The 25890-nt window shown below is 72.5% G+C and carries 26 protein-coding genes; 15 read left to right on the top strand and 11 right to left on the bottom strand.

Translation table 11 applies throughout. From position 1 onward, the window contains the following. Positions 1 to 34 precede the first annotated feature (34 nt). Positions 35 to 979 carry a COX15/CtaA family protein gene (locus tag ACWEJ6_RS22410; RefSeq protein ID WP_452425892.1) on the top strand — a complete coding sequence of 315 codons (945 nt, stop codon included), beginning with the start codon at positions 35 to 37 and terminating at the stop codon, positions 977 to 979. A 57-nt stretch (positions 980 to 1036) separates the two neighbouring features. Here the strand turns inward: ACWEJ6_RS22410 and ACWEJ6_RS22405 are convergent, their stop codons facing one another. Continuing rightward, positions 1037 to 1909 (bottom strand): serine protein kinase RIO, encoded by an 873-nt coding sequence (locus tag ACWEJ6_RS22405; protein WP_452425890.1) that lies wholly within the window; start codon positions 1907 to 1909, stop codon positions 1037 to 1039. A gap of 249 nt (positions 1910 to 2158) precedes the next feature. On the opposite strand from ACWEJ6_RS22405, the gene ACWEJ6_RS22400 reads away from it, so the two are divergent. After that, positions 2159 to 2716 carry a hypothetical protein gene (locus ACWEJ6_RS22400; RefSeq protein WP_387666654.1) on the top strand — a complete coding sequence of 186 codons (558 nt, stop codon included), beginning with the start codon at positions 2159 to 2161 and terminating at the stop codon, positions 2714 to 2716. Between the two features lie 39 nt (positions 2717 to 2755). On the opposite strand, the gene ACWEJ6_RS22395 is transcribed toward ACWEJ6_RS22400, so the two are convergent. After that, complete coding sequence (locus ACWEJ6_RS22395; RefSeq protein WP_358293772.1) at positions 2756 to 3079, bottom strand: winged helix-turn-helix domain-containing protein; 324 nt, start codon at positions 3077 to 3079, stop codon at positions 2756 to 2758. Continuing rightward, the gene (locus ACWEJ6_RS22390) at positions 3079 to 3552 is read right to left on the bottom strand and encodes a hypothetical protein (RefSeq protein ID WP_452425888.1); all 474 of its coding nucleotides are present in this window, start codon (positions 3550 to 3552) and stop codon (positions 3079 to 3081) included. Before ACWEJ6_RS22390 ends, ACWEJ6_RS22395 begins: the two co-directional genes overlap by 1 nt. A gap of 176 nt (positions 3553 to 3728) precedes the next feature. On the opposite strand from ACWEJ6_RS22390, the gene ACWEJ6_RS22385 reads away from it, so the two are divergent. Further along, a complete protein-coding gene (locus ACWEJ6_RS22385) occupies positions 3729 to 5219 on the top strand; it encodes a hypothetical protein (protein WP_452425886.1) in 1491 nt (496 codons plus the stop codon). Between the two features lie 87 nt (positions 5220 to 5306). Continuing rightward, the gene (locus ACWEJ6_RS22380; protein WP_387666662.1) at positions 5307 to 5870 is read left to right on the top strand and encodes a dihydrofolate reductase family protein; all 564 of its coding nucleotides are present in this window, start codon (positions 5307 to 5309) and stop codon (positions 5868 to 5870) included. A gap of 72 nt (positions 5871 to 5942) precedes the next feature. Here ACWEJ6_RS22380 and ACWEJ6_RS22375 read toward each other — a convergent pair whose 3' ends face one another. After that, complete coding sequence (locus ACWEJ6_RS22375; protein WP_452425883.1) at positions 5943 to 6506, bottom strand: Uma2 family endonuclease; 564 nt, start codon at positions 6504 to 6506, stop codon at positions 5943 to 5945. A 59-nt stretch (positions 6507 to 6565) separates the two neighbouring features. Continuing rightward, entirely contained in the window at positions 6566 to 7171 is a 606-nt protein-coding gene (locus tag ACWEJ6_RS22370; protein ID WP_387666666.1) for a hypothetical protein, read from the bottom strand. Positions 7172 to 7332: 161 nt separating this feature from the next. Between ACWEJ6_RS22370 and ACWEJ6_RS22365 the strand changes: the two genes are divergently transcribed. From ACWEJ6_RS22365 to ACWEJ6_RS22355, 3 genes are read left to right on the top strand one after another with little or no spacing between them, the layout of a single operon-like run. After that, a complete protein-coding gene (locus tag ACWEJ6_RS22365; RefSeq protein WP_452425881.1) occupies positions 7333 to 8130 on the top strand; it encodes a glucose 1-dehydrogenase in 798 nt (265 codons plus the stop codon). Next, the gene (locus ACWEJ6_RS22360) at positions 8120 to 9028 is read left to right on the top strand and encodes an alpha/beta hydrolase (protein WP_452425879.1); all 909 of its coding nucleotides are present in this window, start codon (positions 8120 to 8122) and stop codon (positions 9026 to 9028) included. Before ACWEJ6_RS22365 ends, ACWEJ6_RS22360 begins: the two co-directional genes overlap by 11 nt. 11 nt (positions 9029 to 9039) lie before the next feature. Next, complete coding sequence (locus ACWEJ6_RS22355) at positions 9040 to 9834, top strand: alpha/beta fold hydrolase (RefSeq protein ID WP_452425877.1); 795 nt, start codon at positions 9040 to 9042, stop codon at positions 9832 to 9834. A 113-nt stretch (positions 9835 to 9947) separates the two neighbouring features. On the opposite strand, the gene ACWEJ6_RS22350 is transcribed toward ACWEJ6_RS22355, so the two are convergent. From ACWEJ6_RS22350 to ACWEJ6_RS22340, 3 genes are read right to left on the bottom strand one after another with little or no spacing between them, the layout of a single operon-like run. Continuing rightward, positions 9948 to 11102, bottom strand: coding sequence for a ScyD/ScyE family protein (locus ACWEJ6_RS22350; RefSeq protein WP_452425875.1), 1155 nt, complete (start codon positions 11100 to 11102; stop codon positions 9948 to 9950). A 60-nt stretch (positions 11103 to 11162) separates the two neighbouring features. Then, complete coding sequence (locus ACWEJ6_RS22345; RefSeq protein WP_397166174.1) at positions 11163 to 11768, bottom strand: DUF4126 domain-containing protein; 606 nt, start codon at positions 11766 to 11768, stop codon at positions 11163 to 11165. Between the two features lie 4 nt (positions 11769 to 11772). Further along, positions 11773 to 12678, bottom strand: coding sequence for a phosphotransferase (locus ACWEJ6_RS22340; protein ID WP_452425873.1), 906 nt, complete (start codon positions 12676 to 12678; stop codon positions 11773 to 11775). 68 nt (positions 12679 to 12746) lie between these two features. Between ACWEJ6_RS22340 and ACWEJ6_RS22335 the strand changes: the two genes are divergently transcribed. Continuing rightward, positions 12747 to 15125 (top strand): GcvT family protein, encoded by a 2379-nt coding sequence (locus tag ACWEJ6_RS22335; RefSeq protein WP_452425870.1) that lies wholly within the window; start codon positions 12747 to 12749, stop codon positions 15123 to 15125. Here the strand turns inward: ACWEJ6_RS22335 and ACWEJ6_RS22330 are convergent. The 3 genes from ACWEJ6_RS22330 to ACWEJ6_RS22320 form a co-directional block, all read right to left on the bottom strand. Next, positions 15082 to 15861, bottom strand: coding sequence for a GntR family transcriptional regulator (locus tag ACWEJ6_RS22330; protein ID WP_452425868.1), 780 nt, complete (start codon positions 15859 to 15861; stop codon positions 15082 to 15084). The genes ACWEJ6_RS22335 and ACWEJ6_RS22330 overlap by 44 nt on opposite strands. Before the next feature lie 35 nt (positions 15862 to 15896). After that, the gene (locus ACWEJ6_RS22325; RefSeq protein ID WP_452425866.1) at positions 15897 to 17015 is read right to left on the bottom strand and encodes an NAD(P)H-dependent flavin oxidoreductase; all 1119 of its coding nucleotides are present in this window, start codon (positions 17013 to 17015) and stop codon (positions 15897 to 15899) included. A 68-nt stretch (positions 17016 to 17083) separates the two neighbouring features. After that, entirely contained in the window at positions 17084 to 17746 is a 663-nt protein-coding gene (locus ACWEJ6_RS22320) for a DapH/DapD/GlmU-related protein (protein WP_387666688.1), read from the bottom strand. A gap of 131 nt (positions 17747 to 17877) precedes the next feature. Between ACWEJ6_RS22320 and ACWEJ6_RS22315 the strand changes: the two genes are divergently transcribed. The 7 genes from ACWEJ6_RS22315 (at position 17878) to ACWEJ6_RS22285 (ending at position 25885) form a co-directional block, all read left to right on the top strand. Continuing rightward, on the top strand, positions 17878 to 19542 hold the full coding sequence (locus tag ACWEJ6_RS22315) for a CTP synthase (protein ID WP_364331099.1): 1665 nt from the start codon (positions 17878 to 17880) through the stop codon (positions 19540 to 19542). Beyond that, positions 19539 to 20150 (top strand): NUDIX domain-containing protein, encoded by a 612-nt coding sequence (locus ACWEJ6_RS22310; protein WP_397166184.1) that lies wholly within the window; start codon positions 19539 to 19541, stop codon positions 20148 to 20150. Before ACWEJ6_RS22315 ends, ACWEJ6_RS22310 begins: the two co-directional genes overlap by 4 nt. Positions 20151 to 20165: 15 nt before the next feature. After that, on the top strand, positions 20166 to 21071 hold the full coding sequence (locus tag ACWEJ6_RS22305) for a site-specific tyrosine recombinase XerD (RefSeq protein WP_352358212.1): 906 nt from the start codon (positions 20166 to 20168) through the stop codon (positions 21069 to 21071). Between the two features lie 123 nt (positions 21072 to 21194). Then, the gene (locus ACWEJ6_RS22300; RefSeq protein ID WP_387645452.1) at positions 21195 to 22130 is read left to right on the top strand and encodes a ParA family protein; all 936 of its coding nucleotides are present in this window, start codon (positions 21195 to 21197) and stop codon (positions 22128 to 22130) included. After that, positions 22127 to 22948: a segregation and condensation protein A gene (locus tag ACWEJ6_RS22295; RefSeq protein WP_452425863.1), complete on the top strand. Its 822-nt coding sequence runs from the start codon at positions 22127 to 22129 to the stop codon at positions 22946 to 22948. The genes ACWEJ6_RS22300 and ACWEJ6_RS22295 overlap by 4 nt, the downstream gene beginning before the upstream one ends. Before the next feature lie 349 nt (positions 22949 to 23297). Next, on the top strand, positions 23298 to 23819 hold the full coding sequence (scpB, locus tag ACWEJ6_RS22290) for an SMC-Scp complex subunit ScpB (RefSeq protein ID WP_387667477.1): 522 nt from the start codon (positions 23298 to 23300) through the stop codon (positions 23817 to 23819). Then, positions 23816 to 25885, top strand: coding sequence for a pseudouridine synthase (locus ACWEJ6_RS22285; protein ID WP_452425861.1), 2070 nt, complete (start codon positions 23816 to 23818; stop codon positions 25883 to 25885). Before scpB ends, ACWEJ6_RS22285 begins: the two co-directional genes overlap by 4 nt. The last annotated feature ends 5 nt before the right edge of the window (positions 25886 to 25890 follow it).

Below are 25890 nucleotides of genomic sequence, written 5' to 3'. Positions count from 1 at the left end.
CGGTTCGCCGAGCAGCAGAGAGACCTCTTCCCCCATGACCACTCCCTTCCAGTGGCTCGCCGCCCGGGTCGCCTTCGAACGAGCCGCCCTGCGCCGGGCCGCGGGCGCGGCGCTGGCCACCAGCCTGATGATCATCGTGACCGGCGGAGTCGTCCGGCTGACCGGGTCCGGGCTGGGCTGTGACGGGTGGCCGCGCTGCTCGGAGGCCGGTTTCGCGGCCACGCCCGAGCTCGGCGTCCACGGCGCGATCGAGTTCACCAACCGGGTGTTGTCCGGGGTCGTGTGCGTCGCCGTCGGCTGGCTCATCGTCGTGGCCCGGCTGCAGCGCCGTCCGGTGCCCGAGCTGACCCGGTGGGGGTGGGTGCAGTTCTGGATCGTCGTGCTGAACGCGGTCGTCGGCGGCCTCACCGTGTGGGCGCGGCTGAGCCCGTACCTCGTCGCCGCGCACTTCCTGGCCGCCGTGCTGTTCCTGACCGCCACCACGGTCGTCTGGCACAAGGCCCGCCTGCTCGACCGGCCCGCGCGACCGCTCTCCGTGCCGGTGGGCCGCCTTCCGGCGGCGCTGGTGGCGTCCGTGGCGCTGGTGGTCGCGGCCGGCACGATCGTCACCGGCACCGGGCCGCACGCGGGTGACTCCTCCGACGTGCCGCGCATGCCGTTCAACTGGACGGCGATGGTCTGGCTGCACGGGGTCGCCGCCGCGCTCAGCCTCGGCCTGGCCGTAGCCCTGTGGCTCAGGACCCGGCGCGAGCCGGGCTCGGCGGCCCACCGGCGCACCACGTTGTTCCTCGCCGTGCTGCTCGGCCAGGGGCTCGTCGGCCTGACGCAGATCGTGACGGACCTGCCCGAGGTCGTCGTCCTCGCCCACCTGCTGGGCTCGGCGATGGTGTGGGTGGGTGCGGTACGCGTCCTCCTCGACACCCGGCTACCGGCGGTGGCAGGGGAGGAACGGCCTCTGCCCGTCCCCGCTCGTACGTAGCCGATCCGCGCGGACGGGCCCGGCGCTCCGGCGGCCGGGCCGCGCGCGTTCCGCCGGTCACGTCCGGCCGGACTCCTTGCGGAGCAGGTCGGCGAGCGCGTCGGGGTCCGCGGCGGCCACGCCCTTGGCGGCGAACCAGGTGGCCACGTTGCGGGCGTCCCGTTCCAGGTACGACGGGCCCGTGGGATGGGCGATCACGTCGACGATCTGCGGCAGGTCGATGATCACCAGCCGCCCCTGGTGCACCAGCAGGTTGTACGGCGACAGGTCCCCGTGCGCCAGCCCTTCCGCGGCCAGCGTCACCATGGCCGCCACGAGCTGCTCCCACAGGTCGTCGAGGCCGTCGGAGACCTGGGCCAGGCGCGGGGCGGCGTACCCGTCGGGGGTGCCGACGAACTCCTCCAGGATCTCCGTCCCCACGATCTGCACCGGGTACGGCACCGGCACCCCCAGCTCCCACAGCCGGCAGAGCGCCGTGAACTCGGCCACCGCCCACTGCGCGGCGATCACTTGCTTGCCGAAGGCGGTGCGGTTGGCCATGGCCCGGTTCATCCGGCTCTCGCGGGCCCTGCGGCCCTCCAGGTAGCCGGAGTCCCGGTGGAACAGGCGGTGCTCGGAGGAGCGGTAACGTTTGGCCGCCAGCAGGCAGACCCGGTCGGTGCCCGGCACGCCCCGGGAGATCAGGTGGACGTCGGCCTCCTTGCCGGTCTTGAGCAGGCCGAGCTCGGTGTCGACGGCGGCCAGCTCGGTGACCAGCCAGCCGGGGTGCGGCTTCGGCCCCTTCTCGGTGGGCGTGCTCTGGTCCCAGGTGGACCAGCGGTCGCCCTCGGGCGGGCCGTCATCGGTCTCGGGGGTGCTTTCGAGCCATTCGATGTCGTCGGCGTCGAGCGCGAACTTGCCACGGCGGCGGTGTTGCGAGTGCTTGGGCACGGTGAGATGTCTCCAGTTTCGAGGCCCCACCGGCTCGCCGGACGGATCAGGTCAGCGGACACCTGGTGGGAAGGTCTGAGGTCGCGGAAAACGGCACGCGGGCAACGGTCGTCACGGTCTCAGCCTCCCTTCGTCTCGCTGCGATCGACGCGGACGAGTATGCCGGGTCCGGCCGGGCACTCACAATCGAATAAACGGCGGCCCGATAACCGGGTGCGCCGTGACCAGCCCGGCTTGTACGGTTCGGCCATGCGGCGATGTGAGGTGTGCGGACATCAGGAACCCGCCGGCGCGCCGGACTGCGACCGCTGCGCCGGGCTGGTGGACGAACTGGTCGAGGAGGGCTGGCGTGCCTTCCTGCTGGCGGAGTTCGGCACCGTGGCCCCGCCGGACGAGCAGCTCATCGCCCGCATGGTGGTCGACGAGCCCGACAAGCACCCGTGGCGGGTCGTGGACGCCGCCTACGACCGCCTGACGTGCCCCGAGTGCGGCGGCCGGCTGAGCCGCGGCCCGGCCGGATGCGCCTCCTGCGACCTCGCGAACGGGTTCCGCTACTCGGCCGTCGAGATCGACCGCCCCGGCGTGCCGCCCGGCAACGAGCACGCGCTGCGGGTCAACGTGGCCGTGACGCGCCGCCCGTACGGGATCGCGGCCACGGAGGTGCTGGTGCGCCGGCTCTCGCTGCCCGTGCTGATCGAGGGCCGCCTGCCCACGACGGCCCAGGCCCAGGCCACCAAGGCCCTGGCCCGCAAGGGCGCCACGGAACAGGAGCTGGCCGCAGTGATCTACGCGGACTGGAACAGCTGAGCGCGACACGCGCCCTGCCGAAGGCCCCGGCGGGGCCCGTCACTTCTGGTCGGCGGCGGGACGGGCGGCGGAGTCGCGGGCGAGGGCGACGATCCGTTCCAGGGCCGCCGCATGCCGCTGGAACGCCGACCGCCCCTGCGGGGTGAGCTGCACGTACGTCCGCCGCGCCCGTTTGTCCTGGTCCTTGCGGACGACCACGTATCCGGCGGCGGCCAGCGCGGAGACCTGCTTGGACAGCGCCGAGTCGCTGGTGCCGACCGAGTCCCTGAGGAAGCCGAAGTCCACCCATTCGGCCGGCGCCAGCAGCGCCACGATGGACAGACGCGCCGGGACGTGCAGGAACTCGTCGAAGAGCGGATCCATCAGGCGACCCCGCCGTCCTGCCGCACGATCGACCTCATGACCAGGCGGTTGACGGGCGTGGCCGCGACGTACACCAGGGCCGCCACCACCGCGCCCGCGACCGCCTGCGACAGCAGCCCGTGCGACGGCAGGTCGAACAGCGCGAAGGAGGCGATCCGGCCGATGCCGAAGCCCACCATGACGCAGGCCAGCAGCACGCCGTGGAACAGGGCCTCCCGGCCGGTGGCCTTCCGCCGGACCGAGGCCCGGTGCTCGTAGACGATCCCCACGCCCGCGTACACGACCACCCCGAGCGCCGCGCCGAGGTAGAACCACGGGCTCGGCAGGTCCAAGGCCGCGAGCATGACGAAGAGGCCGAGCGCGGAGACGAGCACGCGGGGGAGCGCGAAGCTCTGGCGGACGATCTGCTGCCGGGTCCTGGCCTGGAGGCGGTGGATGTCGTCGAGCGAAGTCTGGGCGTCGTGCTGGTTCATGGGCCTTCTCCGGGGTCGGCTACTGCTTTCCTGTAAGGAAAGTAGCATCTGTTTTCCTCTCGGGAAAGTCGTCGGCGGCCGAACGGGCTCGGTGCCGGAGGTGAGACATGTCTCTTTGATCTCCGGTGCCCGCGGAACTAGGGTCGCTGCATGGTCAAGGCCAGAGGTGACAAACCGTGATCGGCCGCGCAAAGCTCGCCCTCGGGCGGCCGCTCGGCCGCGAGGGCCAGGGAATGGTGTACGAGGAGCTCAGCGGCAGGATCAACGGCCGGCCGGGAGTCGCGTACAAGGAGATCGACTACGACGTCCGACCGGGCCTCGACGTCGCCGTCCTCACCGCGATGACGCAGCTGGCCGGCCGCCTCTCCCCCTCGGACGCCGCCTGGTTGGAGGAGCGCGCGGCCTGGCCCGCCGAACTGGTGGAGGAGAACGGCGCCGTCGTCGGCTTCCTGATGCGTACCGTGCCACAGCGGTTCTTCCGCGAGACGCCCGCCCCGTCCGGCGCCGTACGCCGGCTCGCGACCCTCGACCGCCTGTTCGGCCAGGAGGACGTCACCGACCGCGACCGCCTGCTGATCCTGGCCGATCTCGCCGACACGCTCGCCCGCCCGCACGCGGCGGGCGTGGTCGTCGGCGACCTGTCCCCTGGGAACGTGCTGTTCACGACAGAGCCGCCGCCGGGATGTTTCCTCATCGGCTGCGACGCGATGGGGCTGGGCGGAGCGCGGGCGCTGCCGCCCGTGGAGACGCCGCCCGACCGGCGGATCCCCGCCGGGGAGCAGCCGGGGACGCCGCAGGGTGACGCCTACCAGTTCGCGCTGCTGGCCGTCCGCGTCTTCGCCCGTGACCCGTCCACCACCGACGTGTCCGCGTTGGCCGCCGTCCATCCCGGCCTGGCGGAGTTCGCCACGACCGCGCTCGACCAGCCGCCGTTCAGCCGTCCCATGCCCGCGCAGTGGGCCGCGCGATTACGCGAGGCCGCGCGGCCGGAGCCGGTCTCGCCGCCTGCCCGGCAGGCCGAGGCGGTTTCCGGTGCCGGACGGTCGAAAATGGTCGGCATCGGGGCCGCGGTGGTGGCCGTCGTGCTGGTGGTGCTCGCGGTGGTCGCGAAGAACGTGGTCAAGAACAACGTACGCGAGGCCCTGACCGGCTCTTCGGAGGCCACGACTGAGCCCGCCGAGACGTCGTCGTCGTCGTTCCCCGCGCCCACCGACTTTCCCACCCAGGCGCCACCCACCTCGCCACCCACCTCGGCCCCGACCGTGGAGCCGAGCGAGCCGGTGGCCGCCTTCGAGGTCGGAGACTGCCTGTCCGGACTGCCGGACGCGCCTGTGGTCGACAGTTGCAAGCAGGGCGCGCCCTATCGGGTGGCCGCCATCACCACTCCCTCCGGGCTCTGCGACGGCACGACCAACCACCGCTATCTCATCCACGACGACGTGCTCTACTGCCTGGCCTACCAATTCGGGCGGAACTACTGCTACAAGTGGTCGAAGAACGATGAGTTCGTGGACTTCGCCCGGAAATGCCGAGCGCCGAAGACGTTCACCGTGCGGCGCGTTCTGCGAGGGAACGCCGACAAGGACGCCACCGCCTGCGATGGCGTGACCAGACATTCCTGGACGTGGCCCGTCCCCGCGCTGACCATCTGCGTCGACAAGTACTGAGCGGCGGCCGGCCGGACACCGATGATTTCCGGGCGGCTCCGGTGTCGTACGTGTCACCGGACGACCCGCGACCACGGAGATGCGATCATGCGGAAGCTCATAGCGACGGTCTTCAACTACTCCCTCGACGGCCTGCTCGCCGATGAGGGCACCGACTTCTGGAAGTTCTGCTTCGACCTGCCCGAGAACAACCGGCCCGACTCCCCGGCCTACCTCGACTTCCTGCGGAGCGCGCACGCGCACGTCATGGGCCGCAACGCCTACGAGGGCATCGCCAAGGGCATGACGACCGCCACCGACCACCCGTTCGCCGACATCCTGACCGCCGGGCGCAAGGTCGTCTTCTCCCGGACCATGAAGACGGCCGACTGGGCCAACACCACCGTCGCCGACGGCGACCCGGCGGAGGAGATCGACAAACTCCGGCTGGACGGCGACGGCCACATCCTGGTCTGGGGCGGTGTCGGCCTCTGGCGGTCGCTCATGCGGCTCGACCTGATCGACGAGTTCCGGCTCAGCGTGTTCCCCTACGTCGCGGGCGAGGGGACCCGGCTGTTCGACGGCTTCCCCAAGTCCTACCGGCTCGACCTGGTCTCCAGCTTCGCCTCCGAGGGCGGGATCATGGAGCTGCAGTACCGCCGGCACCGCTGACCCCGGCCGCTGCCGGTCCGCGCCGCCGAGGGGCCCCAGGACCGCCTGGGCCCCTCATGGCCACGCCCGGAGCTAGGCGGGCGGCCATTCCAGGCCGAGGTCGATGTCCACGTCGAACCCGACGTCGAGGCGCAGCCGCCCGCGATGGACGCCGGCGGACACGTAGACCCCGGCGTCGCGGTCGAGGTGGAAGGCGTGCACCACCGGCTGGTCGTCTTCGCACTCCACCCGCCAGTAGTGCTCGATGCCCGCCCCGGCGTACCCGATCGGCCTGGCGCGGCGATCCCGCTCGCGGGACGCCGCCGGGACCACCTCGCAGACGAGGTGCACCTGATCAGGACGGAACGACGTGGTGGCCGGGCCGATCGCCGGCCTGCGGGCCACCAGGACGTCCGGCGCGAGCAGCAGGCGCGGCCCGAGGGCCACGGTCATCGAGCGGATCACCGCCAGGTGCGCGGGCGGCCTGAGCGACCGCTCGAACAGCCGGGTCGCGAACACGCGGAAGGCGCTCTGCGGCGGCCGCGTCACGAGCACGCCGTCGATCAGCTCGGCGTGCCGGGGAGCGCCTGGCGGGAGCGCGTCGAGCGGGCCGGCCGCGGTGAAGGGGCGCGACCAGGCGGGCAGGGCTGGGGACATCGGGCGGGCACCTTCCGGACGAGCGCTCGGCGCGCTCATGGTGCCACGTCAGGCGGACCTCAGGAGTGGTCTTTGCGCTGCTCCATCGAGCGGCGGTAGAGCTCGTCGATCTGGTCCAGCGGGTCCGGGGGACGGCGGCGGGCCTCGATCTCCAGCTCCGTGCGCGAGTACAGCTCGTCGATGCCGGAGGACGCGTGGTGCATCTGGTCGCCCAGAAGGTCGGCGCGGATGCGGGCGCACATGGCGGTCAGCTTGGCCTGGTGCTCGCGCAGCCGGTCGAGGGCGGCGTGGTCGACGTACGGCGAGACGCGGCGCTGCTGGGCGTACGTGGCGAGCTGGCCGTCGTGCACGTCGGCCTGGGCCGACAGGTCGGCCAGCAGCCGGGGCAGGTCGCCGAGGCCCCAGCCGCGCTGCTGGGCCTGTTCGACGGCCTGGCGGGTGAGGGTCACCTCGCGGCGCAGGTCGAGGCGGAGGCGTTCGACCTCGGCCGCGTCGCCGGTGCCCATGGCGTTGACGTGCGTGGTCAGCCGGGTGGTGGCCTGCCGGGCCTTCTTGGCCGCCTTCTTGCCCACCTTGACCAGCAGATAGACGCCCACGCCGGTCAGCAGCAGGAGAAACGCCAGGATGGCCAGCACGATGACAAGGAACTCGCTGATCTCCGCCACCTCCCGTGGGGTTGTTGCCTAGAAGGATAGTTCGACCCCCAAGGGGTTCAACGCGCGACGGGGATCCCGGGTTCCGGCGACCGTGCCGAGCAAGCTCTTGATCGGGGACGTGGGCGCGTGCTTCAGTGCACATGTTCGGTCGTCTCGGATGAGGGGTGCGCGTGCTCGACGGCAAGGTAGTGATCATCACGGGCGCCGCCCGGGGCATGGGCGCGGCCACGGCGCGCCGGTGCGCGGCGGCCGGGGCGCGGGTCGTGCTCACCGACGTGCTCACCGAGGAGGGGACGGCCACCGCCAAGGACATCGGAGGCACGTTCGTCCCGCACGACGTGACGGACCCGGAGCAGTGGGCGGCCGTGGTGGCCGCGACCGTCGAGGCGCACGGGCGGCTCGACGGGCTGGTGAACAACGCCGGGATCGTCACCGTGCGGACCATCGAGCAGCAGACCCTGGCGGAGTTCGAGCGGGTGCTCCAGGTGAACCTGGTCGGCGTGTTCCTCGGGCTGAAGGCCGTGGCCGGGGCCATGCGGGCGTCCGGTGGCGGGGCCGTGGTGAACCTCTCCTCGGTCGCGGGGCTGACCGCGCTGCCCGGCACGGGCGGGTACGGCGCGTCGAAGTGGGGCGTACGCGGGCTGACCAAGATCGCGGCGCTGGAGTTCGGGCGGGACCGCATCAGGGTGAACTCGGTGCATCCCGGGATGATCGTCACCCCGATGACGGCCTCGCTGGGCGCGGTCTCGGGCGAGGGCACGTTCCCGCTGGCCGCCGCCGGGCGATGGGGTGAGCCGGAGGAGGTCGCCGAGGCCATCGCGTTCCTGCTGTCCGACGCGGCCTCGTACGTCACGGGCGCGGAGCTGGCGATCGACGGCGGCTGGACGGCGGGGGAGACGGCCCTGCTCGGCTCCGTCCCGCGCGAGGCCGCTCCCGCCGCGGAGGAGGGGGCCGGAGATGGCCGTTGACGAGCCGACCCGCGCGGTCATCGACCTGATGAGCGAGTTCTTCCCCAAGGGCGAGGGCCCCTGGGACCCGGTGGCGGCGCGCCGCGTGCTGGCCTCGGTCCCGAGCCCGGAGCCGATGCCCGTGGGCCGGGTGGAGGACCGCGACGCGGCGGGCGTCCCCGTGCGGGTCTACTGGCCGCCGGAGGGCGCCGAGGGGCGGCCGCTCGTCGTGTACTTCCACGGCGGCGGCTTCACCCTGGGGTCGCTGGACAGCCATGACGGCGTCTGCCGGCAGATCTGCGCCGGGTCCGGGGCGGTGGTGGTCGCCGCCGACTACCGGCTCGCGCCCGAGCACCCCTATCCGGCCGCCGTCGAGGACGCCTTCGCCGTCACCCGGTGGGCCCACGAGCACGCGGCCGGGCTCGGCGCCGACCCGGGGGCGCTGGTGGTGGCGGGCGACAGCGCGGGGGGCAACCTCGCCACCGTCACCTGCCTGCGGGCGCGCGAGGAGGGCGGGCCGCCGATCGTGCTGCAGGTGCTGGTCTATCCCGCGACGGACGGCGTCCGTCACTGGCCCTCGTACGACCAGAACGGCGAGGGATATTTCCTGACGACGGCACACATGCGGTGGTTCTGGGACTGCTACCAGCCCGACCGGGAGCGGCGCGGGGAGCCGTACAGCTCGCCCCTGGGCGCGGACGTGAGGGGCCTGCCGCCGGCCCTGGTGATCACGGCCGGGCACGACCCGCTGCGCGACGAGGGCGAGGCGTACGCCCGCCACCTGCGCCACTCCGGGGTCGAGGCGGAGTGCGTCCGGTACGAGGGCCTGTTCCACGGCTTCTTCGGCACGGGCGCGATCCTGCCCGCCGCCGCCGACGCCACGGACCGGGTGTGCGCCGCCATCCGCGCCGTCAAATAAGGGGATTTTTCATGCCGTACGCCGAAATTTCGGCAACCATCAGCCTCTTCTACACCGACGACGGCGCCGGCGACCCGCCGCTGCTGCTCGTGCACGGCTGGGGCGCCGACTCCCACCAGTGGTCCTGGCACATCGACGCCCTGGCCGCCCGCCACCGCGTCATCGCCGTGGACCTGCGCGGCCACGGCTACTCCTCGGTCCCGGAGACCGGCAACACCCCCCAGGCGATGGCCGAGGACCTGAACACGCTGCTCGACCGCCTGGACGTCCCCGAGGTGGTCGCGGTCGGCCACTCCATGGGCGGCCAGGTCGTCTCGATCCTCGCGGTCGAGCATCCGGGCCGCGTACGGGCGCTGGTCACCCTCGACCCCGGCTACGGCATGGGCCAGGACCTCGCCGCGGGCTTCCCCGGCATGATCGCGGGCCTGCGCGGCGCGCACCCGCACGCCGCCGCCGAGGAGATCGACCGGTGGTGCACCACCTCCGCGACGCCCGCCGTCATCCGGCGCTGGCACAAACGCCGCCTGTACGGCATGGCCCCGCACGTGCTGGCCGAGGCGTTCGAGGCCATGTTCACCGTCCCAGGGGCCATCGGCGTGCGGCCGGTCAGCGACGAGTACCTGGCCCGCCGGCGCTGCCCGGTGTTGTCGATCTGGGCCGACCCCGGACGCGCGGCCTGGGAGTCCGGCCTGCTCAAGCATCCGGGCTCGAAGGTCGTGTGCTGGGAGGGCTCGGGCCACCGGCTGCACGAGGAGCGCCCGGCGGAGTTCGTCCGCGTGCTGGAGGGCTGGCTCAGGGCGCGTTGACCGGCGATGACCGGCGTTGACCGGCATGGTGAAGGGCCCGGCAGCGCGGACGCTGCTGCCGGGCCCTCCGTGTGAGCGCGCCACGGGGGTTGGGGGCCATGGCGCTCACACGTCTATGCGGGCGGCTCCACCCGGACGATCTCGCCCTTGCCGGGGGTGAAACCCTTGTTCGACACGTAGACCGAACCGTCGCCGGCGACCGCCATGCCCAGCGGCACGGTCAGCGTGCCCGGCTTGAGCAGCTCGGTGCGCGTGCCGTCGGCCTCGATGCGGTAGAGCGACGTACGGGGCTGGTGGTCGGCGGGCACCGGGCCGACCGAGCCCAGCACGAGCAGGCGGCCCGAGGCGTCGAAGGCGACGTCGACCGCGGTGGTGAAGCCCTTGACGGCGGTCTCGGCCTTCTTCCCGGCCAGCCTGAACACCCTGGCCACGCCCTCGGGCTGCGGGAACCCGGCGTGCTCGGCCACGTAGTAGGAGCCGTCGGGGGCGGCCGCGATGCCCATCGGCACCGACTGCATCGGCACCTTGCTGCCCTTGGGCAGCTTGAGCATGGCAGGGGCCGCGACCTTGCGCGCGTGGAACACCGCCCGCAGCGTCACCTTGCCCGACGCGCTCACCTGGAGCACGTCGTTGCCGCCCACGTCCGTGACCAGCGCGCCGCCCTGCGGGGTCGGCACGACCGCGAACGGGTACGAGTCGATCGCGCTGCCCTTGTCCTTCTTGTCGGGGTTGTGCTTGACCTCGAACGCCAGCAGGTCGCCCATGACGGACGGCTTCCCGTCCTTGATCTTCAGCAGCGTGCCGAGGGTGCGGCCCTTGGGGCCGAGGTCGGCCCGCAGCTTGCCGTTGCCGCCCAGGCCGACGGGCACCAGCATGGAGCCGTCCGCGGCGAAGGCGACGTCGTGCGGGCCGGTGCCGAGGCCGTCGGAGCCGGCCGAGGGCAGGTCCTTGACCACGGTGGTCAGCGTGCCGTCGGCCAGCTTGGAGATCTTCCCGGTGAGGCCGAGGCACACCTTGCTCGCCTCGCCGCCCGGCTCGGCGGGCACGGTCGCGCACTTGATCTTCCCGCCGGAACCGGACTCGGCGACGTACAGGGCGCCGTCGGGGCCGAAGGTCAGGCCGCGCGGGCCGTCGAGCTTGGCGGCGACGACCGTGACGCTCGCCGACGCCGACGCCGACGCAGACGCGGACGCCGACGCCGGGACGGGCGCGGCCGACGCGGCCAGGCCGAGAGCAGCGACTCCCCCCGTGATGATGACTCGCTTCATGAGGGAACACCGTAGAAGCGCCGGACGGGGCGGCGAATCAGCCCGCAGGGTGAGGCGTACTCAGCCTGCGGGTGGATTCCTCCTGATCCTGCGCCGGGCGCGCAGCCGGCGTACCCGCCGGAACGTCCACCACGCGAGCACGACGAACAGCAGCAGCGCGACGATCACCAGCACCGGCAGGAACACCGCGATCAGGCTCATGCCGAGCGAGCCGGCGTCCTCGGCGGTGCTCACCACGGGCGCGCCCACCCCGGCCGTGCCCGCGTTGATCACCGGACGGGCCGTCGCCTTCAGCGTGTGGACGGCCAGCGCCATCACGATGCCCAGCAGCCAGCCGGCCCACGGGTTCTCGGTCATCCAGGTGGAGTGGTCGAGCTCGGCGGCGGCGTTGGTGGCGGAGAAGACCACGCCGCCCGCGGCCGGGCGCACCACGGTCTGGATGGCGTCGTTGACGGTGTCGACGGCCGGCACCTTGTCGAGCACCATCTCGGCGAGCAGCAGCACCGCGATGATCGCGAGCACGCCCCAGTTCGACAGCCAGGCGTAGCCGTCGGGCAGCTTCACCTTGTCGGTGAGGTTGGCCAGCACGCCCACGACCAGGAGCGGGATGTAGGCGTTAAGGCCGGCGGCGGTGGAGAGGCCGAGACCGGTCAGCGCGGCGAACATCCCCCTAGTCTGCCCCCGCCGCGGCCTCCATCACGCGGGCCAGGCCCGGCCGGGTGAACTCGGCCGCCGCACGCTCGTACTTCTCCATGCCCCAGGACCAGAAGTCGAAGTCGATCGTGTCGTTGGCGCCGTCCTGGATCGAGGCCCACAGGGTCCAGCCGTACTTGGACATCAGGCCGAGCAGCCGGGCGCGGGCGATCCTGTGGCGCAGGCGGCGGCCGTAGTAGGCGGTGACGAGCTCCTCCAGGTGGCCGGGCGGCAGGTCCGCCTCGCTCCAGAGGTTGCCGAGCTCGAAGCAGGGGTCGTTGTTGCCGGCGTACTCGTAGTCGATGAGATGGAGGCGGTCGCCGCACTCGACGATGTTGCCGGGAAGGAGATCGTTGTGGCAGGGAACGGTGGGCTCGGCACGTACCGCCAGACATTTCCTGATTTCTGCGGCGACGGGCATGAAATCCAGATATTTCGCAGGAAGTCGGAACCCTCGCTCCTGGACGATCCGCAGATACCCCCGCTGCACCTCGAACATGTCGAAATCGCGCACGAAGCGCGGCCCCGCGTGCAGCCGCCGGCACACCTCCGCCACCCGCGCCAGGTTCGCCGGCTCCCACAGGTCGGCCTCGGTGAACGTCCGGCCCGGCAGGAACCCGATCACCAGCACGCCCGCCTCCGGCAGGTAGCCGTGCACGGGCGCCCCGACCCCGGTCCGCGCGGCGGCGAGCGAGTCGGCGTGCTCGGCGTCCTTGTCGATGCCCAGCAGGGAGCCGTCGCTGGCGGCCACGCGCACGACGTAGACCCCGTCCGGGGTGGTGACCTTGTAGTTGCGGTTGGTCATCCCGCCGGGCAGCTCCTCGACGGAGCGCGGCAGGCCGGACAGCAGCGGGATGCGGTCGAGGACCCGGGCGATCGCCATGATCGATGCTAGCTCCGCCGTCCTAAACGGTCTAGACCTTTTAGGGTACGCGGGTTAGCCTCGCGACCATGAGCGACTCGGCCCGCATCGTGATCATCGGCGGCGGGGTGGGCGGCGCGTCCGTCGCCTACCACCTCACCCGGCGCGGCGAACGCGACGTCGTCCTGCTGGAGCGGGACGAGCTCACCAGCGGCTCCACCTTCCACTCGGCGGGCCTGGTCGGCCAGCTCCGCTCCGACCCCACCCTGACCCGGATGAACCAGTACTCCGTCGAGCTCTACCGCACCCTGGACGCCGGCTGGACCGAGTGCGGCGGACTCAAGCTGGCCTCCACCCCCGAGCGGATGGCCGAGATCCGCCGCCAGATCGGCTGGGCCAGGACGTTCGGGCTGCCGCTGGAGGAGATCTCGGTCGCCGCGGCGGTGGAGCTGTTCCCGCTGATGGACCCGTCGGGGGTGGTGGGAGCGGCGTACCTGCCGACCGACGGCCAGATCGACCCCTCGATGCTGTGCTACGCCCTCGCCGCCCGCGCCCGCGAGGGCGGCGCCCGCCTGCGCACCCGTACGCGGGTGCTGGGCATCGACGTCGAGCGCGGGCGCGTCACCGGCGTCCGCACCGACCAGGGGGACATCGCCTGCGAGATCGTGGTCAACTGCGGCGGCATGTTCGCCGCCGAGATCGGCCGTATGGCCGGCGTGCGCATCCCGATCGTGCCGATGTCGCACCAGTACGTCGTCACCGACGCCTGCCACGACCACCCCGTCCTGCCCACGCTGCGCGACCCCGACCTGCTCGTCTACTACCGGCAGGAGGTGCGCGGCCTGGTCATGGGCGGCTACGAGCGCACCTGCGCCCCCTGGACGGCCTCCGCGACCTCCTACGACGCCGTGCCGGCCGACTTCAACGGCAGGCTGCTGCCCGAGGACTGGCCACGGCTGGAGGAGATCTCCGCCAACTCCCGGATCCGGGTGCCCGCGATGGCCGACGTCGGCATCCGCAAGCTGATCAACGGGCCGGAGGCGTTCACCCCGGACAACGAGTTCTGCCTGGGGGAGACCGAGGTGGGCGGGTTCTTCGTGGCGGCCGGGTTCTGCGCCCACGGCATCGCCGGCGCGGGCGGCATCGGCAGGGTCATGGCCGACTGGATCGTCGACGGCGAGCCCGGCATGGACGTCCACCACATGGACGTGCGCCGCTTCGGCCGCCAGTACCGGTCGCCGTCGTACACCGTCAAACGCTCGGTCGAGAACTACGAGACGTACTACGACATCCGCTACCCGGGCCACGAGCGCGCGGCCGGGCGCCCGCTGCGGGTCTCGCCCGCCTACTCCTGGCACGCCGCCCACGGGGCCGTCTTCGGCGAGAAGGCGGGCTGGGAGCGGGTCAACCACTACTCCGCCGCCCCCGACGGCACGGACGAACGCCCCCGCGGCTGGGCCGGACGCCTGTGGTCGCCCGCCGTCGGTGCCGAGCACCGCGCCACCCGCGCCACGGCCGGGCTGTTCGACGAGAGCTCCTTCGCCAAGATCGAGGTCACCGGTCCGGACGCCGCCGCCCTGCTGGAATGGGTGTGCGACAACCACGTGGCCCGCCAGGTGGGCGCCGTCACCTACACGCAGGCGCTGAACCGGCGCGGCGGCATCGAGTGCGACTTCACCGTCACCCGGCGCGGCGAGCAGGAGTTCCTGATCGTCACCGGCACCGCGTCGGGCTCCCGCGACCTCGCCTGGCTGCGCCGGCAGGCCGCGCTCACCGGCTCGACGGCCAGGATCGCCGACGTCACCGGCCAGTACGCCTGTTTCGCCCTGTGGGGCCCCAAGGCCCGGGACACCCTGGCCGGGCTGACCCCGGACCCGCCGAACCTGCCGTTCATGTCGGCCCGGGAGCTCGCCGTGGGCGACGTGCCCGCGCTGGCGCTGCGGGTGACGTTCGTGGGGGAGCACGGCTGGGAGCTGTACTGCTCCAGCGAGTACGGGCTCGCGCTGTGGGAGACGCTGTGGCGGGCGGGCGAGCCGTACGGGCTGGTCGCGGGCGGCTACCGGGCCATCGACAGCCTGCGGCTGGAGAAGGGTTACCGGGTGTGGGGCGCCGACATCGGGCCCGAGACGACGCCGTACGAGGCCGGGCTCGGGTTCTGCGTCAAGCCCGGCAAGGACTTCCTCGGCCGCGACGCCCTCGACCCCCACCCGGCCCGCCGCCTGCGCTGCCTCACCCTGGCCGACCCGCGGGCGGTCGCCCTGGGCAACGAGCCCGTCCGGGTGGACGGCCGGGTCGTGGCCCGGGTCACCTCCGGCGGCTACGGGTACACGGTCGAGCGGTCGATCGCCTACGCGTACCTGCCGGTCGGGCCGGGGGCCGAGGTCCAGGTCGAGGTCGAGGGGGAGTGGGTGCCGGGCGTCGTGGTCAGGGAGCCGCTGTACGATCCGGCGGGGTCGCGGGCGCGGTGACGCCGCTGCGCACCGACAGGCGCACCCGGTCGGGGCGGAACAGGTCGCGGGCGTACTCGACGGGGGTGCCGTCGGCGGCGTAGGCCGTGCGCTCGATCAGCATGAGCGGCGCGCCCGCCGCGATGCCCAGCTCGGCCGCCTCCTCAGGACCGGCGATCACCGGGTCCAGGTGCTCGACCGCGGTCCGCGGCTCCAGCCCGTAGCGGCCGGCCAGCAGGGCGTAGAGCGAGCCGCCGAGGTCCTCGTCCAGGAAGCCGGGCAGCGCGGGGAAGAAGGACCGTTCGAGCGCCACCGGCGACCGGCCCGCCGACCGCACCCGGGCCACCTCGTGCACCGGCTCGCCCGGCCCGACGCCGAGCGCGGCGGCCACGGCCGCGGGTGCGGGCACGGTGGCGGCCGTCAGGATCCGCGCCTCGGCCCGCAGGTGGGCGCGGCGCATCTGCTCGGTGAACCCGGCCAGGCCCGTCAGGTCGCACTCGATGCGCGGCTCGGCCACGAACGCGCCGCCCGACCGGCCGGGGAGCCTGATCAGCACGCCGTCGCGTTCGAGGGTGGCCAGGGCCTGGCGCAGGGTCATCCTGCTCACGCCGAGGCGGGCGGCCAGCTCCCGCTCCCCGGGCAGCCGGTCGCCCGGGGCCATCTCGCCGGAGGAGATCGCCGCCAGCAGCCACTGCTCGATCTGCGTGTGCGCGGGAACCCCGGTGCCACGCTCCAGCTCAGGCGGTGTCCCGACCACACGCGCATGCTATCGGGCCATACGGGAGGAACCACTCAGGACGACGAGAGGCGGGTCACGGCGTCGGTGAACTCGCTGATCATGTCGTACACCACGTCACGGGCCGGACGCACGCGATCGAGCTGGCCCACCACCTGGCCCACGTAGTAGGTGACGAGCTCCACGGCCCCGGGGTCGCCGCGGTCGGCCGCCGCGCCGATGCGGGCCATCGCCCCCTCGGCCAGCAGCAGTTGCAGGGGCATGCCCAGCGGCCCCGGGCTCTCCTGCCCGAAGTCCCACTCCTCGGTCCAGGCCGACCTGAGCTGCCGCGCCGGCTTGCCCGTGCGCGACCGGGACCGGACGGTGTCCAGCGACGAGGCGGCCAGCAGCTTGCGCCGCAGCGCGGGCGACGTCTCCGCCTCCTCGGTGGTCAGCCACACCGAGCCGCACCAGACGCCCTCGGCCCCGAGCGCCATGGCCGCGGCCATCTGGCGTCCCGAGGCGATGCCGCCCGCGGCCAGCACCGGGACCGGCGTGACCGCGTCCACGACCTGCGGCACGAGCACCATCGTGGAGATCTCGCCGGTGTGGCCGCCCGCCTCGGTGCCCTGGGCCACGACGATGTCCGCCCCGGCCGCCACCTGCCTGCGGGCGTGCTCCACCGTTCCGACCAGCGCGGCCACCGGCACGCCCGCCTGCCTGGCGCCCGCCACCATCTCCGGCGGCGGCGGTCCGAGCGCGCTGGCGATGAGCCCGATCGGGTGCTTGAGCGCCACGTCGACCAGCGCGGTCGCCCCCGGCGCCGTCACCCGCCGGCCGAACTCGTCGGCCACCGCGCTCAGGGGCTGCGGCGGCGCGTTCACGCCGTACTTGGCCAGCAGGTGGGCGACGAAGTCGCGGTGGCGGTCGGGCACGAAGTCCAGCAGGTGGGCCCGCAGGTCGAGCGCCGAGGCGTCGATCCGGCCGGGGACGAGCACGTCCACCCCGTACGGCCGCCCGCCCACCCGCTCGTCGATCCAGGTCAGCTCGGCGTCCAGCCGCTCCGGCGAGTACGCGACGGCCCCCAGCACCCCGAACCCGCCCGCGTTCGTGACCGCGGCCACCACGTCGCGGCAGTGGCTGAAGGCGAACAACGGGAACTCGACGCCCAGGCGCTCACAGATGGCGGTCCGCATGCACCGACGCTAACCTCCAGAAGCTTGTTCGGTCCATCCCCGTTTCCCGGGTCCGCGCGTCCCTGACCTCAGGACGGCCCGGCCTGCCCGTCGAGCGCCAGGGCGATCGCGGCGGCCGCCTCGGCGGCGCCGGGGGCGTGCCAGCCGAGCTCCGGCGTGTACCCGCGGACACGCTTGGCGGGCACCCCGGCGACCACGCTGTGGTCGGGGAACTCGCCGCGCACCACCGCGCCCCCCGCCACCACGCACTGCCGCCCGAGGACCGTGCCCGGCAGGATGATCGCGCCCGTGCCGAGCCAGGACCCGGCGCCGATCGAGACCGGGCTGTTGCGCGGCCACTGCCGACCGATCGGCGTCTCGGGGTCGTCGTAGACGTGGTTCTGGTCGGTGATGTAGACGTACGGGCCGGTGAAGACGTGGTCGCCGATGTCGATCGACTGGTGGGCCACGATGTGCGAGCCCCTGCCGATCGAGCACGAGCCGCCGATCCGCAGGATCGAGTCCGGGCCGAGCTCGACGCCCGGCCACATGCCGCAGGAGATCGACACGCGCTCGCCGATCAGCGTGTGCTCGCCGATCTCGATCCACCGCTCGCCGAAGATCGCCCCCGGCGGGAAGGCGATGCTGACTCCCTCGCCGATCCGGCGGAAACGGTAACCCGCCGTGGAGTCCGGGGAGATCGCCCCGGCGTGGCGGATCGCCGCGTACGCACGGTGAATCAGTGCGCCCATGGCCCGGCGTACTAGTGACATAGGGCCCAAAGTTACCGCTAGGTCATGCCGTTCGGGCATGTGAGGGGCGTTGTTTGATATCCTGAGAGCCCGTGGACACTTCGGCCACCATTCGAGCCACGGGAGCCCCTTTGCGCAGCGCATCGCAAACCAAGCATCTGTTCGTCACCGGCGGTGTCGCCTCCAGTCTCGGCAAGGGGCTCACGGCCTCCAGCCTCGGCCGGCTGCTCAAGGGGCGCGGTCTCCGGGTCACCATGCAGAAGCTCGACCCTTACCTCAACGTCGACCCCGGCACGATGAACCCGTTCCAGCACGGCGAGGTCTTCGTCACCGACGACGGCTCCGAGACCGACCTCGACGTCGGCCACTACGAGCGGTTCCTCGACACCGACCTGCACGGCTCGGCCAACGTCACCACCGGCCAGGTCTACTCCAACGTCATCGCCAAGGAGCGGCGCGGCGAATACCTGGGCGACACCGTCCAGGTCATCCCGCACATCACCAACGAGATCAAGGACCGCATCCGGGGCATGGCCGGCCCCGACGTCGACGTCGTGATCACCGAGGTCGGCGGCACGGTCGGCGACATCGAGTCGCTGCCGTTCCTGGAGGCCGTCCGCCAGATCAGGCACGAGGTCGGCCGCGACAACGTCTTCTTCCTGCACGTGTCGCTGCTGCCCTACATCGGCCCGTCCGGCGAGCTGAAGACCAAGCCGACCCAGCACAGCGTGGCCGCGCTGCGCAGCATCGGCATCCAGCCCGACGCGATCGTGCTGCGCTCCGACCGTCCGGTCCAGACGGCGATCAAGCGCAAGATCAGCCTCATGTGCGACGTCGACGAGGACGCCGTCGTCTCGGCCGTCGACGCCGCCTCCATCTACGACATCCCCAAGGTGCTGCACGCCGAGGGCCTCGACGCCTACGTCGTGCGCCGCCTCGGCCTGCCCTTCCGCGACGTCGACTGGAAGGAGTGGGAGCAGCTCCTGCGCCGCGTGCACCGCCCGGCCAAGGAGGTCACGATCGCCCTGGTCGGCAAGTACATCGACCTGCCCGACGCGTACCTGTCGGTCACCGAGGCGCTGCGCGCCGGCGGTTTCGCCAACGACGCGCGGGTCAACATCCGCTGGGTCAAGAGCGACGACTGCGAGACCCCCGAGGGCGCCGAGCGCGAGCTCGACGGCGTCGACGGCGTGCTGATCCCCGGCGGGTTCGGCGTGCGCGGCATCGAGGGTAAGATCGGCGCCATCCGGCACGCCCGCGAGGGCCGCATCCCGCTGCTCGGCATCTGCCTCGGCATGCAGGGCATGGTCATCGAGGCGGCCCGCAACATGGCCGGCATCGAGGACGCCAACTCCGCCGAGTTCGACCCCGACACCAAGCACGCGGTCATCTCCACCATGGCCGACCAGGAGGACGTCGTCGCCGGCGAGCGGGACATGGGCGGCACCATGCGGCTCGGCAGCTACACCGCCAAGCTGGGCGAGGGCACCCTGGCCAGGCAGCTCTACGGCGGCAAGGCCAAGGCCGACGAGCGCCACCGTCACAGGTACGAGGTCAACAACGCCTACCGTGAGCGCCTGGAGAACGTCGGCCTGGTCTTCTCCGGCCTGTCGCCCGACGGCCGCCTGGTGGAGTACACCGAGCTGCCCGTCGACGTGCACCCGTTCTTCATCGGCACGCAGGCGCACCCCGAGTTCCGCTCCCGTCCCACCCGGGCCAACCCGATGTTCAAGGGCCTCATCGGCGCCGCCCTGACCTACGCCGACAGCCGCGTGAGCACCAAGGTCGGCAAGTGAACGTTCAGGACACGCCCGAGGCGTGGGACGTCGTCGCGTCCAAGGAGCACTTCCAGGGTTACGTGATCAAGGTCGTCACCGACACGGTCAGGATGCCCCAGGACGAGGTCGCCGACCGCGACTACGTCGTCCACCCCGGCTCGGTCGCCGTGCTCGCGCTCGACGACCACGACCGCGTCCTGATGATCAGGCAGTACCGCCACCCCACCCGGCAGCTCATGTGGGAGCTGCCGGCCGGCATCCGCGACGTGGCGGGCGAACCGCTCGCCGACACCGCGGCCCGCGAGCTCGCCGAGGAGTCCGGCTACCGCGCCGACACCTGGCACACCCTGGTCGACCTGCGCTCCTCTCCCGGCATGACCGACGAGCGGATCAGGGTCTTCCTCGCCCGCGGCCTGAGCAGGATCCCCGACGAGGAGAACACCTTCGTCCACCGGCACGAGGAGATCGGCATGCCGGTCGAATGGGTGCCGCTGTCCGACGCGGTCGAGAAGGCGCTCATGGGAATGATCCACAATTCCCCGGCCGTGGCCGGTATCCTCGCCGCATATGCGGCTTCGGTTGAGGGATTCGCCCTGTTGCGCCCCGCCGACGCCCCGGAGGCGTGACGGAAGGACCATGTCGTGGAGGCGGTGCTCTCCAGCTACCTCGCCCATCTGGCGGTGGAGCGGGGCCTGGCTGCCAACACGCTCGCGTCCTACCGCCGTGACCTGCGGCGATACTTCGAACATCTGCAGGCGCGCGGGCGGCTGAAGCTCGACGAGGTGGGGGAGGCCGACGTCCAGGCCTTCCTCGCCGCGTTGCGCGAGGGCGACCGGGAACATCCCGCCCTCGTGGCCAGCTCGGCCGCGCGGGCCGTCTCGGCCGTACGGGGGCTTCACCGGTTCGCCCTGCGCGAAGGCGTCACGGCCCACGACCCCGCCCACGAGGTACGCCCGCCGCGCCAGCTCCGCAGGCTGCCCAAGGCGATCGCCGTCGACGAGGTCGAACGCCTCATCGCCGCCTCCGGCCCCGACGGCGCCCCGCTCACCCTGCGCAACCGCGCCCTGCTGGAGGTCCTGTACGGCACCGGCGCCCGCATCTCCGAGGCCGTCGGCCTGGCCGTGGACGACCTCGAACCCGACCAGGTGCGACTGCGCGGCAAGGGCGGCCGCACCCGCGTCGTCCCGCTCGGCCGCTACGCCCGCTCGGCGCTCGACGCCTACCTCGTCCGCGCCAGGCCCGGCCTGCTGGCCCACGGCCGCGGCACCCCCGGGGTCTTCCTCAACGCCCGCGGCGGCCGGCTGACCAGGCAGGGGGCCTGGGAAGTGCTCCAGGCCGCGGCCGAACGCGCCGGCCTGGCCGGCATCAGCCCGCACGTCCTGCGCCACTCCTTCGCCACCCACCTGCTCGACGGCGGCGCGGACGTCCGGGTGGTCCAGGAGCTGCTCGGTCACGCCTCCGTCACCACCACGCAGGTCTACACCCTGGTGACGGTCGACAAACTCCGCGAGGTCTACGCCGCGGCGCACCCGCGCGCCCGGCAGTGATCTATAGTCTTTTGCGCGTGCGCGGTGCCCCGGCGTGCCGCCTTGCCGCGTTTAGTGGTGACGCCATAGTGTCCGTCCGGACGGTCCGGTTCGGGATCGTCAGGGAGGTTCGAGCTGGTGACTGTGACGACCAAGGGTTCGACCCCGGGGACCCCCGACAACCCCTGGGGTGACACCAAGACCAACGCGCCTTCCAACGGCGTCAACCTGGGCCCCACCCAGCGCCCGCGACCGGTGTTCCCTGAACCGGTCCCGCCGCAGGTGCACGGCCCGGCGCGAGTGGTCGCGATGGTCAACCAGAAGGGCGGCGTCGGCAAGACGACCACCACCATCAACCTGGGCGCGGCGCTGGTCGAGTGCGGGCTGAAGGTGCTGCTGGTCGACTTCGACCCGCAGGGCGCGCTCTCGGTCGGCCTGGGCATCAACCCGCTCCAGCTCGACCTGACCGTCTACAACCTGCTGATGGACCGCGGCGTCACCGCCGAGGACGTCCTGCTGGAGACCGGCGTCGAGGGCCTCGACCTGCTGCCCAGCAACATCGACCTGTCGGCCGCCGAAGTGCAGCTCGTCACCGAGGTCGCCCGCGAGCAGGTGCTCGGCCGGGTCATCAAGCCGCTGCTGCCGCACTACGACGTCTGCCTCATCGACTGCCAGCCGTCGCTCGGCCTGCTCACCATCAACGCGCTGACCTGCGCCCACGGCGTCATGGTGCCGCTGGAGTGCGAGTTCTTCGCCCTGCGCGGCGTGGCGCTGCTCATGGACACCATCTCCAAGGTCCAGGAGCGGCTCAACGAAGACCTCGAGATCGAGGGCCTGCTCGCCACCATGTACGACGCCCGTACCCTGCACGGCCGCGAGGTGCTGGCCCGCGTGGTGGAGGCGTTCGGCGACAAGGTGTTCCACACGGTGATCAACCGTACGGTCCGCTTCCCCGACGCCACCGTCGCCGGCGAGCCGATCACCACCTTCGACCCGTCGTCCCTCGGCGCCAATGCCTACCGCGAACTGGCCCGCGAGGTGCTCTCGCGCTGGCCGGCTCCTGCGACAATGGCCAGGTGACCGCAGAGCAGACCGAGGCCCCCCAAGGCTTCCAGGTACACCTGGACGTCTTCGAAGGCCCCTTCGACCTGCTCCTCGGCCTGATCGCCAAGCACAAGCTCGACATCACCGAGGTCTCGCTCTCCAAGGTCACCGACGAGTTCATCGCCTACATCCGGTCCAAGGGCCCGGAGTGGGACCTCGACCAGACCAGCCACTTCCTGCTGGTCGCGGCCACGCTGCTCGACCTGAAGGCGGCCCGGCTGCTGCCGTCCGGCGAGGTGGAGGACGAAGAGGACCTCGCGCTCCTGGAGGCCAGAGACCTGCTGTTCGCCCGGCTGCTGCAGTACAAGGCGTACAAGGAGGTCGCGAAGGTCTTCGCGGGGCGGATGGCCGAGGAGAGCCTGCGCTTCCCCCGCACGGTGTCGCTGGAGCCGCAGTTCGCCAACCTGCTGCCCGAGCTCATCCTCGGCATCGGGCCCGAGCAGCTCGCCCGCATCGCGGCCAGGGCGTTCACCCCGAAACTGCCGCCCACCGTCAGCGTCGGCCACATCTACCAGCCGCTGGCCAGCGTCAAGGAGCAGGCGGCCATCCTGGTCATGCACCTGCGCAGGCTGCGCCGGGCCACCTTCCGCGCGCTGACGGCCGACTGCGAGGGCACCTTCCAGGTCATCGCCCGCTTCCTGGCCGTGCTGGAGTTGTTCCGGGAGTCCGCGGTGACGTTCGAGCAGGTCGAGGCGCTGGGAGAGCTCCACGTGACCTGGACGGGCGCCGACGACGGCGACGTCGCGGTGGGGGACGACTACGAGGAACCCGCGGAGAAACCATCGAATGACTGACAACCCCAACCCCCTGCCGGGCCCCCGCAAGGCCCCCGACTCGGGGTCGCCGCTGCCCGCCTGGATGACGCTCCCGGGCTCTCTCGTCCAGCCGTCCTCGCCGGAGGAGGCGTCCGCCCTGCCCGCCGGCCCCGAATTGCCGGTCGCGCCGCCGAAGCCCTCGCCGTCGCCCGAGTCGCCGTCCTCTGAGTCGCCGGCCCCTGAGTCGCCGGCGCCCGAGTCGTCCTTCACCGAGTCGCCTTCCGCGGGCCCCGAGCGGCCCGCGGACACCGCCGCCGACCGGGAGGAAGACCAGCAGGACACCCCGGAGGGGGAGGTTCAGGCGGAAGGGCCCGCTCTTGAGGCGGCCCTGGAGGCCATCCTGATGGTCGTCGACGAGCCCGTCGCCGAGATCACGCTGGCCCAGGTCCTGGAGCGCCCCACTCACGAGGTCGCGGCGGCACTCAGGGGGCTGGCGGCGGAATATACGGCCGCCGGGCGGGGTTTTGATCTGCGGGAAGTCGCGGGTGGCTGGCGTTTCTACACGCGGGCCGACTGCGCGGCGCTGGTCGAGCGGTTCGTCCGCGACGGCCAGCAGACGCGGCTGACCCAGGCCGCGCTGGAGACCCTCGCGGTCGTGGCCTACCGGCAACCGGTGAGCCGCGCCCGTGTCGCCGCCGTACGCGGCGTCAACAGCGACGGCGTCATGCGGACGCTCGTCGCCAGGGGGCTGGTCGAGGAGGCCGGCACCGACCCGGAGAGCCAGGCAGTGCTCTACCGGACAAGCTCATACTTCCTGGAACGTCTGGGACTGCGGGACCTGAGCGAGCTTCCCGAGCTCGCCCCCTTCCTCCCCGACGACGTGGAGAACCTCGAGGAGACAACAAAGTGATCAACAGGCGCAGCACCCCGTCCGGTGATGGACGCGGTCGTGGACGTACCGGCGGCTCCGGCCGCGGCGGGCGTCCCGCCTTCCGCTCCGACGACAACCGCCGCGACGGCTCCGGCGGCGGCTTCGGCGGGGACGACTCCCGCCGCGACTCCCTTCGCGCCGACCGCGGCGGCGCCCGCGCCCGCTTCGGCGACCGCGACGACCGGCCCCGCCAGGACTCCGGCTTCCGCGGCGGCGACCGCTCCGGCCGTCCCACCTCCGGCGGCGAGCGCTCCGGCTTCGGTGGTGACCGTTCGGGTCGCTCCGGCGGCGAGCGCTCCGGCTTCGGTGGTGACCGTTCGGGTCGTCCCGGTTTCAGTGGTGACCGTTCGGGTCGTCCCGGCTTCGGCGGTGACCGTTCCGGTCGTCCCGCTTCAGGTGGTGACCGCTTCGGGCGTTCCGGCGGCGACCGTGACGGCTACTCGCGCGGCGACCGCGCGGACCGTCCGGCGCGTGACGACCGCGGCGACCGCTACCAGCGCGCCGACCGGCCCGCCGGTGGCGACCGCGGCGACCGCTTCCGCGACGACCGTCCCCGTGACGACCGCGGTGACCGCGGCCCGCGCGGCGGCGACCGTTTCGACCGTCCCCGCCGTGAGGGCGGTGACCGTTTCGAGCGTCCGCGCCGTGAGGGCGGCTTCGAGCGTCCGCGTCGTGAGGGCGGGGACCGGCCGCGTGGTGAGGGCTTCGGCGGGGCTTCCCGGTCCGGCGACCGGGGCAGGCTCGGCGACGACCGGCGCGGCGGCTACGGCGGCGACCGGCGCGGTGAGCGCGGCGGCTACGCCGGTGGCGAGCGTGGCGGGTATTCGAGCGACCGCGGCGGATACTCCGGCGACCGTGGCGGCTCCGGCGAGCGCGGTGGCTTCTCGGGCGACCGTGGCGGCTTCTCCGGCGGTCGTGGCGGATCCTCCGCGGGCCGCGGCGGCTACGCGGGCGAGCGGCGCGGGGAGCGTAGCGGTTACGCCGGCTCCCGTGGCGACGGGCGTCCCGTACGCGGCGGCGACGGCGAGCGTCAGGAGCGCGGCGGCTTCCGTGCCGACCGCGGCGGGCGCAGGGACGACGCTCCCAGGTCCGCCTCCGCCGGCAACACCCGCGCCCGTTTCGGCAGGCGCGAGGACAACCCCCGCGGGCAGCAGCCGCGCACCCCGAGGCGCGACGACGTGCAGACGCTCGGCGGCGGACGTCGTACGGCCGGCGCTGAGAGCCCCCAGGCCAGGCGCGTCAAGGCCGCCCGTCAGCCGCTGCGCGACCGTGCCTTCTACGACGACGACTACACCGACGAGCGCGACACCACCGAGGTGCCCAACGGCGTTCGCCTGCAGAAGGTGCTCGCCCAGGCGGGCGTGGCCAGCAGGCGCGCCTGCGAGGAGATGATCGGCGACGGCCGCGTCACGGTCAACGGCCAGGTCGTGCGCCGCTTCGGCGCCAAGGTCGACCCCGCCGCCCAGGTCATCCACGTCGACGGCAAGCGCATCCCGACCGCCCCCGACCTCGTCTACTACGCACTCAACAAGCCGATCGGCGTCGTGTCCACCATGGACGACCCGCAGGGCCGCCCGTGCCTGGCCGACTACGTCGAGGAGCTGGCTCCCCGCCTGTTCCACGTCGGCCGGCTCGACACCGAGACCGAGGGCCTGCTGCTGCTCACCAACGACGGCGAGCTGGCCAACCGGCTGACGCACCCGAGCTACGGGGTGCAGAAGAAGTACTGGGCCAAGGTGCCGGGGCCGATCCCGCGCGACCTGGGCCGCAGGCTCAAGCAGGGCATCGAGCTGGAGGACGGCATCGCCAAGGCCGACAGCTTCGCCATCGTCCAGGAGCACGGCCAGCAGGCGCTGGTCGAGGTGGTGCTGCACGAGGGCCGCAAGCACGTCGTGCGGCGCATGCTGGAGGAGGCCGGTCACCGGGTGATCGACCTGGCCCGGATCGAGTTCGGTCCGGTGAAGCTGGGCCGCACCAAGGCCGGCACGGTCCGCGCGCTGAGCCTGAAGGAGGTCGGCGAGCTTTACGCGGCCGTGAAGCTGTAATCTGG

This window comes from Nonomuraea sp. NPDC004702, from assembly GCF_053601695.1.
This window is presented reverse-complemented; position numbering and strand designations above follow the sequence as displayed.

Coding starts and splice junctions, on each gene's coding strand:
- ACWEJ6_RS22335 (WP_452425870.1), top strand. CDS start 12,747: ATGAGCGACTCGGCCCGCATCGTGATCATCGGCGGCGGGGTGGGCGGC.
- ACWEJ6_RS22410 (WP_452425892.1), top strand. CDS start 35: ATGACCACTCCCTTCCAGTGGCTCGCCGCCCGGGTCGCCTTCGAACGA.
- ACWEJ6_RS22350 (WP_452425875.1), bottom strand. CDS start 11,102: ATGAAGCGAGTCATCATCACGGGGGGAGTCGCTGCTCTCGGCCTGGCC.
- ACWEJ6_RS22395 (WP_358293772.1), bottom strand. CDS start 3,079: ATGGATCCGCTCTTCGACGAGTTCCTGCACGTCCCGGCGCGTCTGTCC.
- ACWEJ6_RS22360 (WP_452425879.1), top strand. CDS start 8,120: ATGGCCGTTGACGAGCCGACCCGCGCGGTCATCGACCTGATGAGCGAG.
- ACWEJ6_RS22340 (WP_452425873.1), bottom strand. CDS start 12,678: ATGGCGATCGCCCGGGTCCTCGACCGCATCCCGCTGCTGTCCGGCCTG.
- ACWEJ6_RS22400 (WP_387666654.1), top strand. CDS start 2,159: ATGCGGCGATGTGAGGTGTGCGGACATCAGGAACCCGCCGGCGCGCCG.
- ACWEJ6_RS22345 (WP_397166174.1), bottom strand. CDS start 11,768: ATGTTCGCCGCGCTGACCGGTCTCGGCCTCTCCACCGCCGCCGGCCTT.
- ACWEJ6_RS22355 (WP_452425877.1), top strand. CDS start 9,040: ATGCCGTACGCCGAAATTTCGGCAACCATCAGCCTCTTCTACACCGAC.
- ACWEJ6_RS22390 (WP_452425888.1), bottom strand. CDS start 3,552: ATGAACCAGCACGACGCCCAGACTTCGCTCGACGACATCCACCGCCTC.
- ACWEJ6_RS22375 (WP_452425883.1), bottom strand. CDS start 6,506: ATGTCCCCAGCCCTGCCCGCCTGGTCGCGCCCCTTCACCGCGGCCGGC.
- ACWEJ6_RS22380 (WP_387666662.1), top strand. CDS start 5,307: ATGCGGAAGCTCATAGCGACGGTCTTCAACTACTCCCTCGACGGCCTG.
- ACWEJ6_RS22325 (WP_452425866.1), bottom strand. CDS start 17,015: ATGCGGACCGCCATCTGTGAGCGCCTGGGCGTCGAGTTCCCGTTGTTC.
- ACWEJ6_RS22320 (WP_387666688.1), bottom strand. CDS start 17,746: ATGGGCGCACTGATTCACCGTGCGTACGCGGCGATCCGCCACGCCGGG.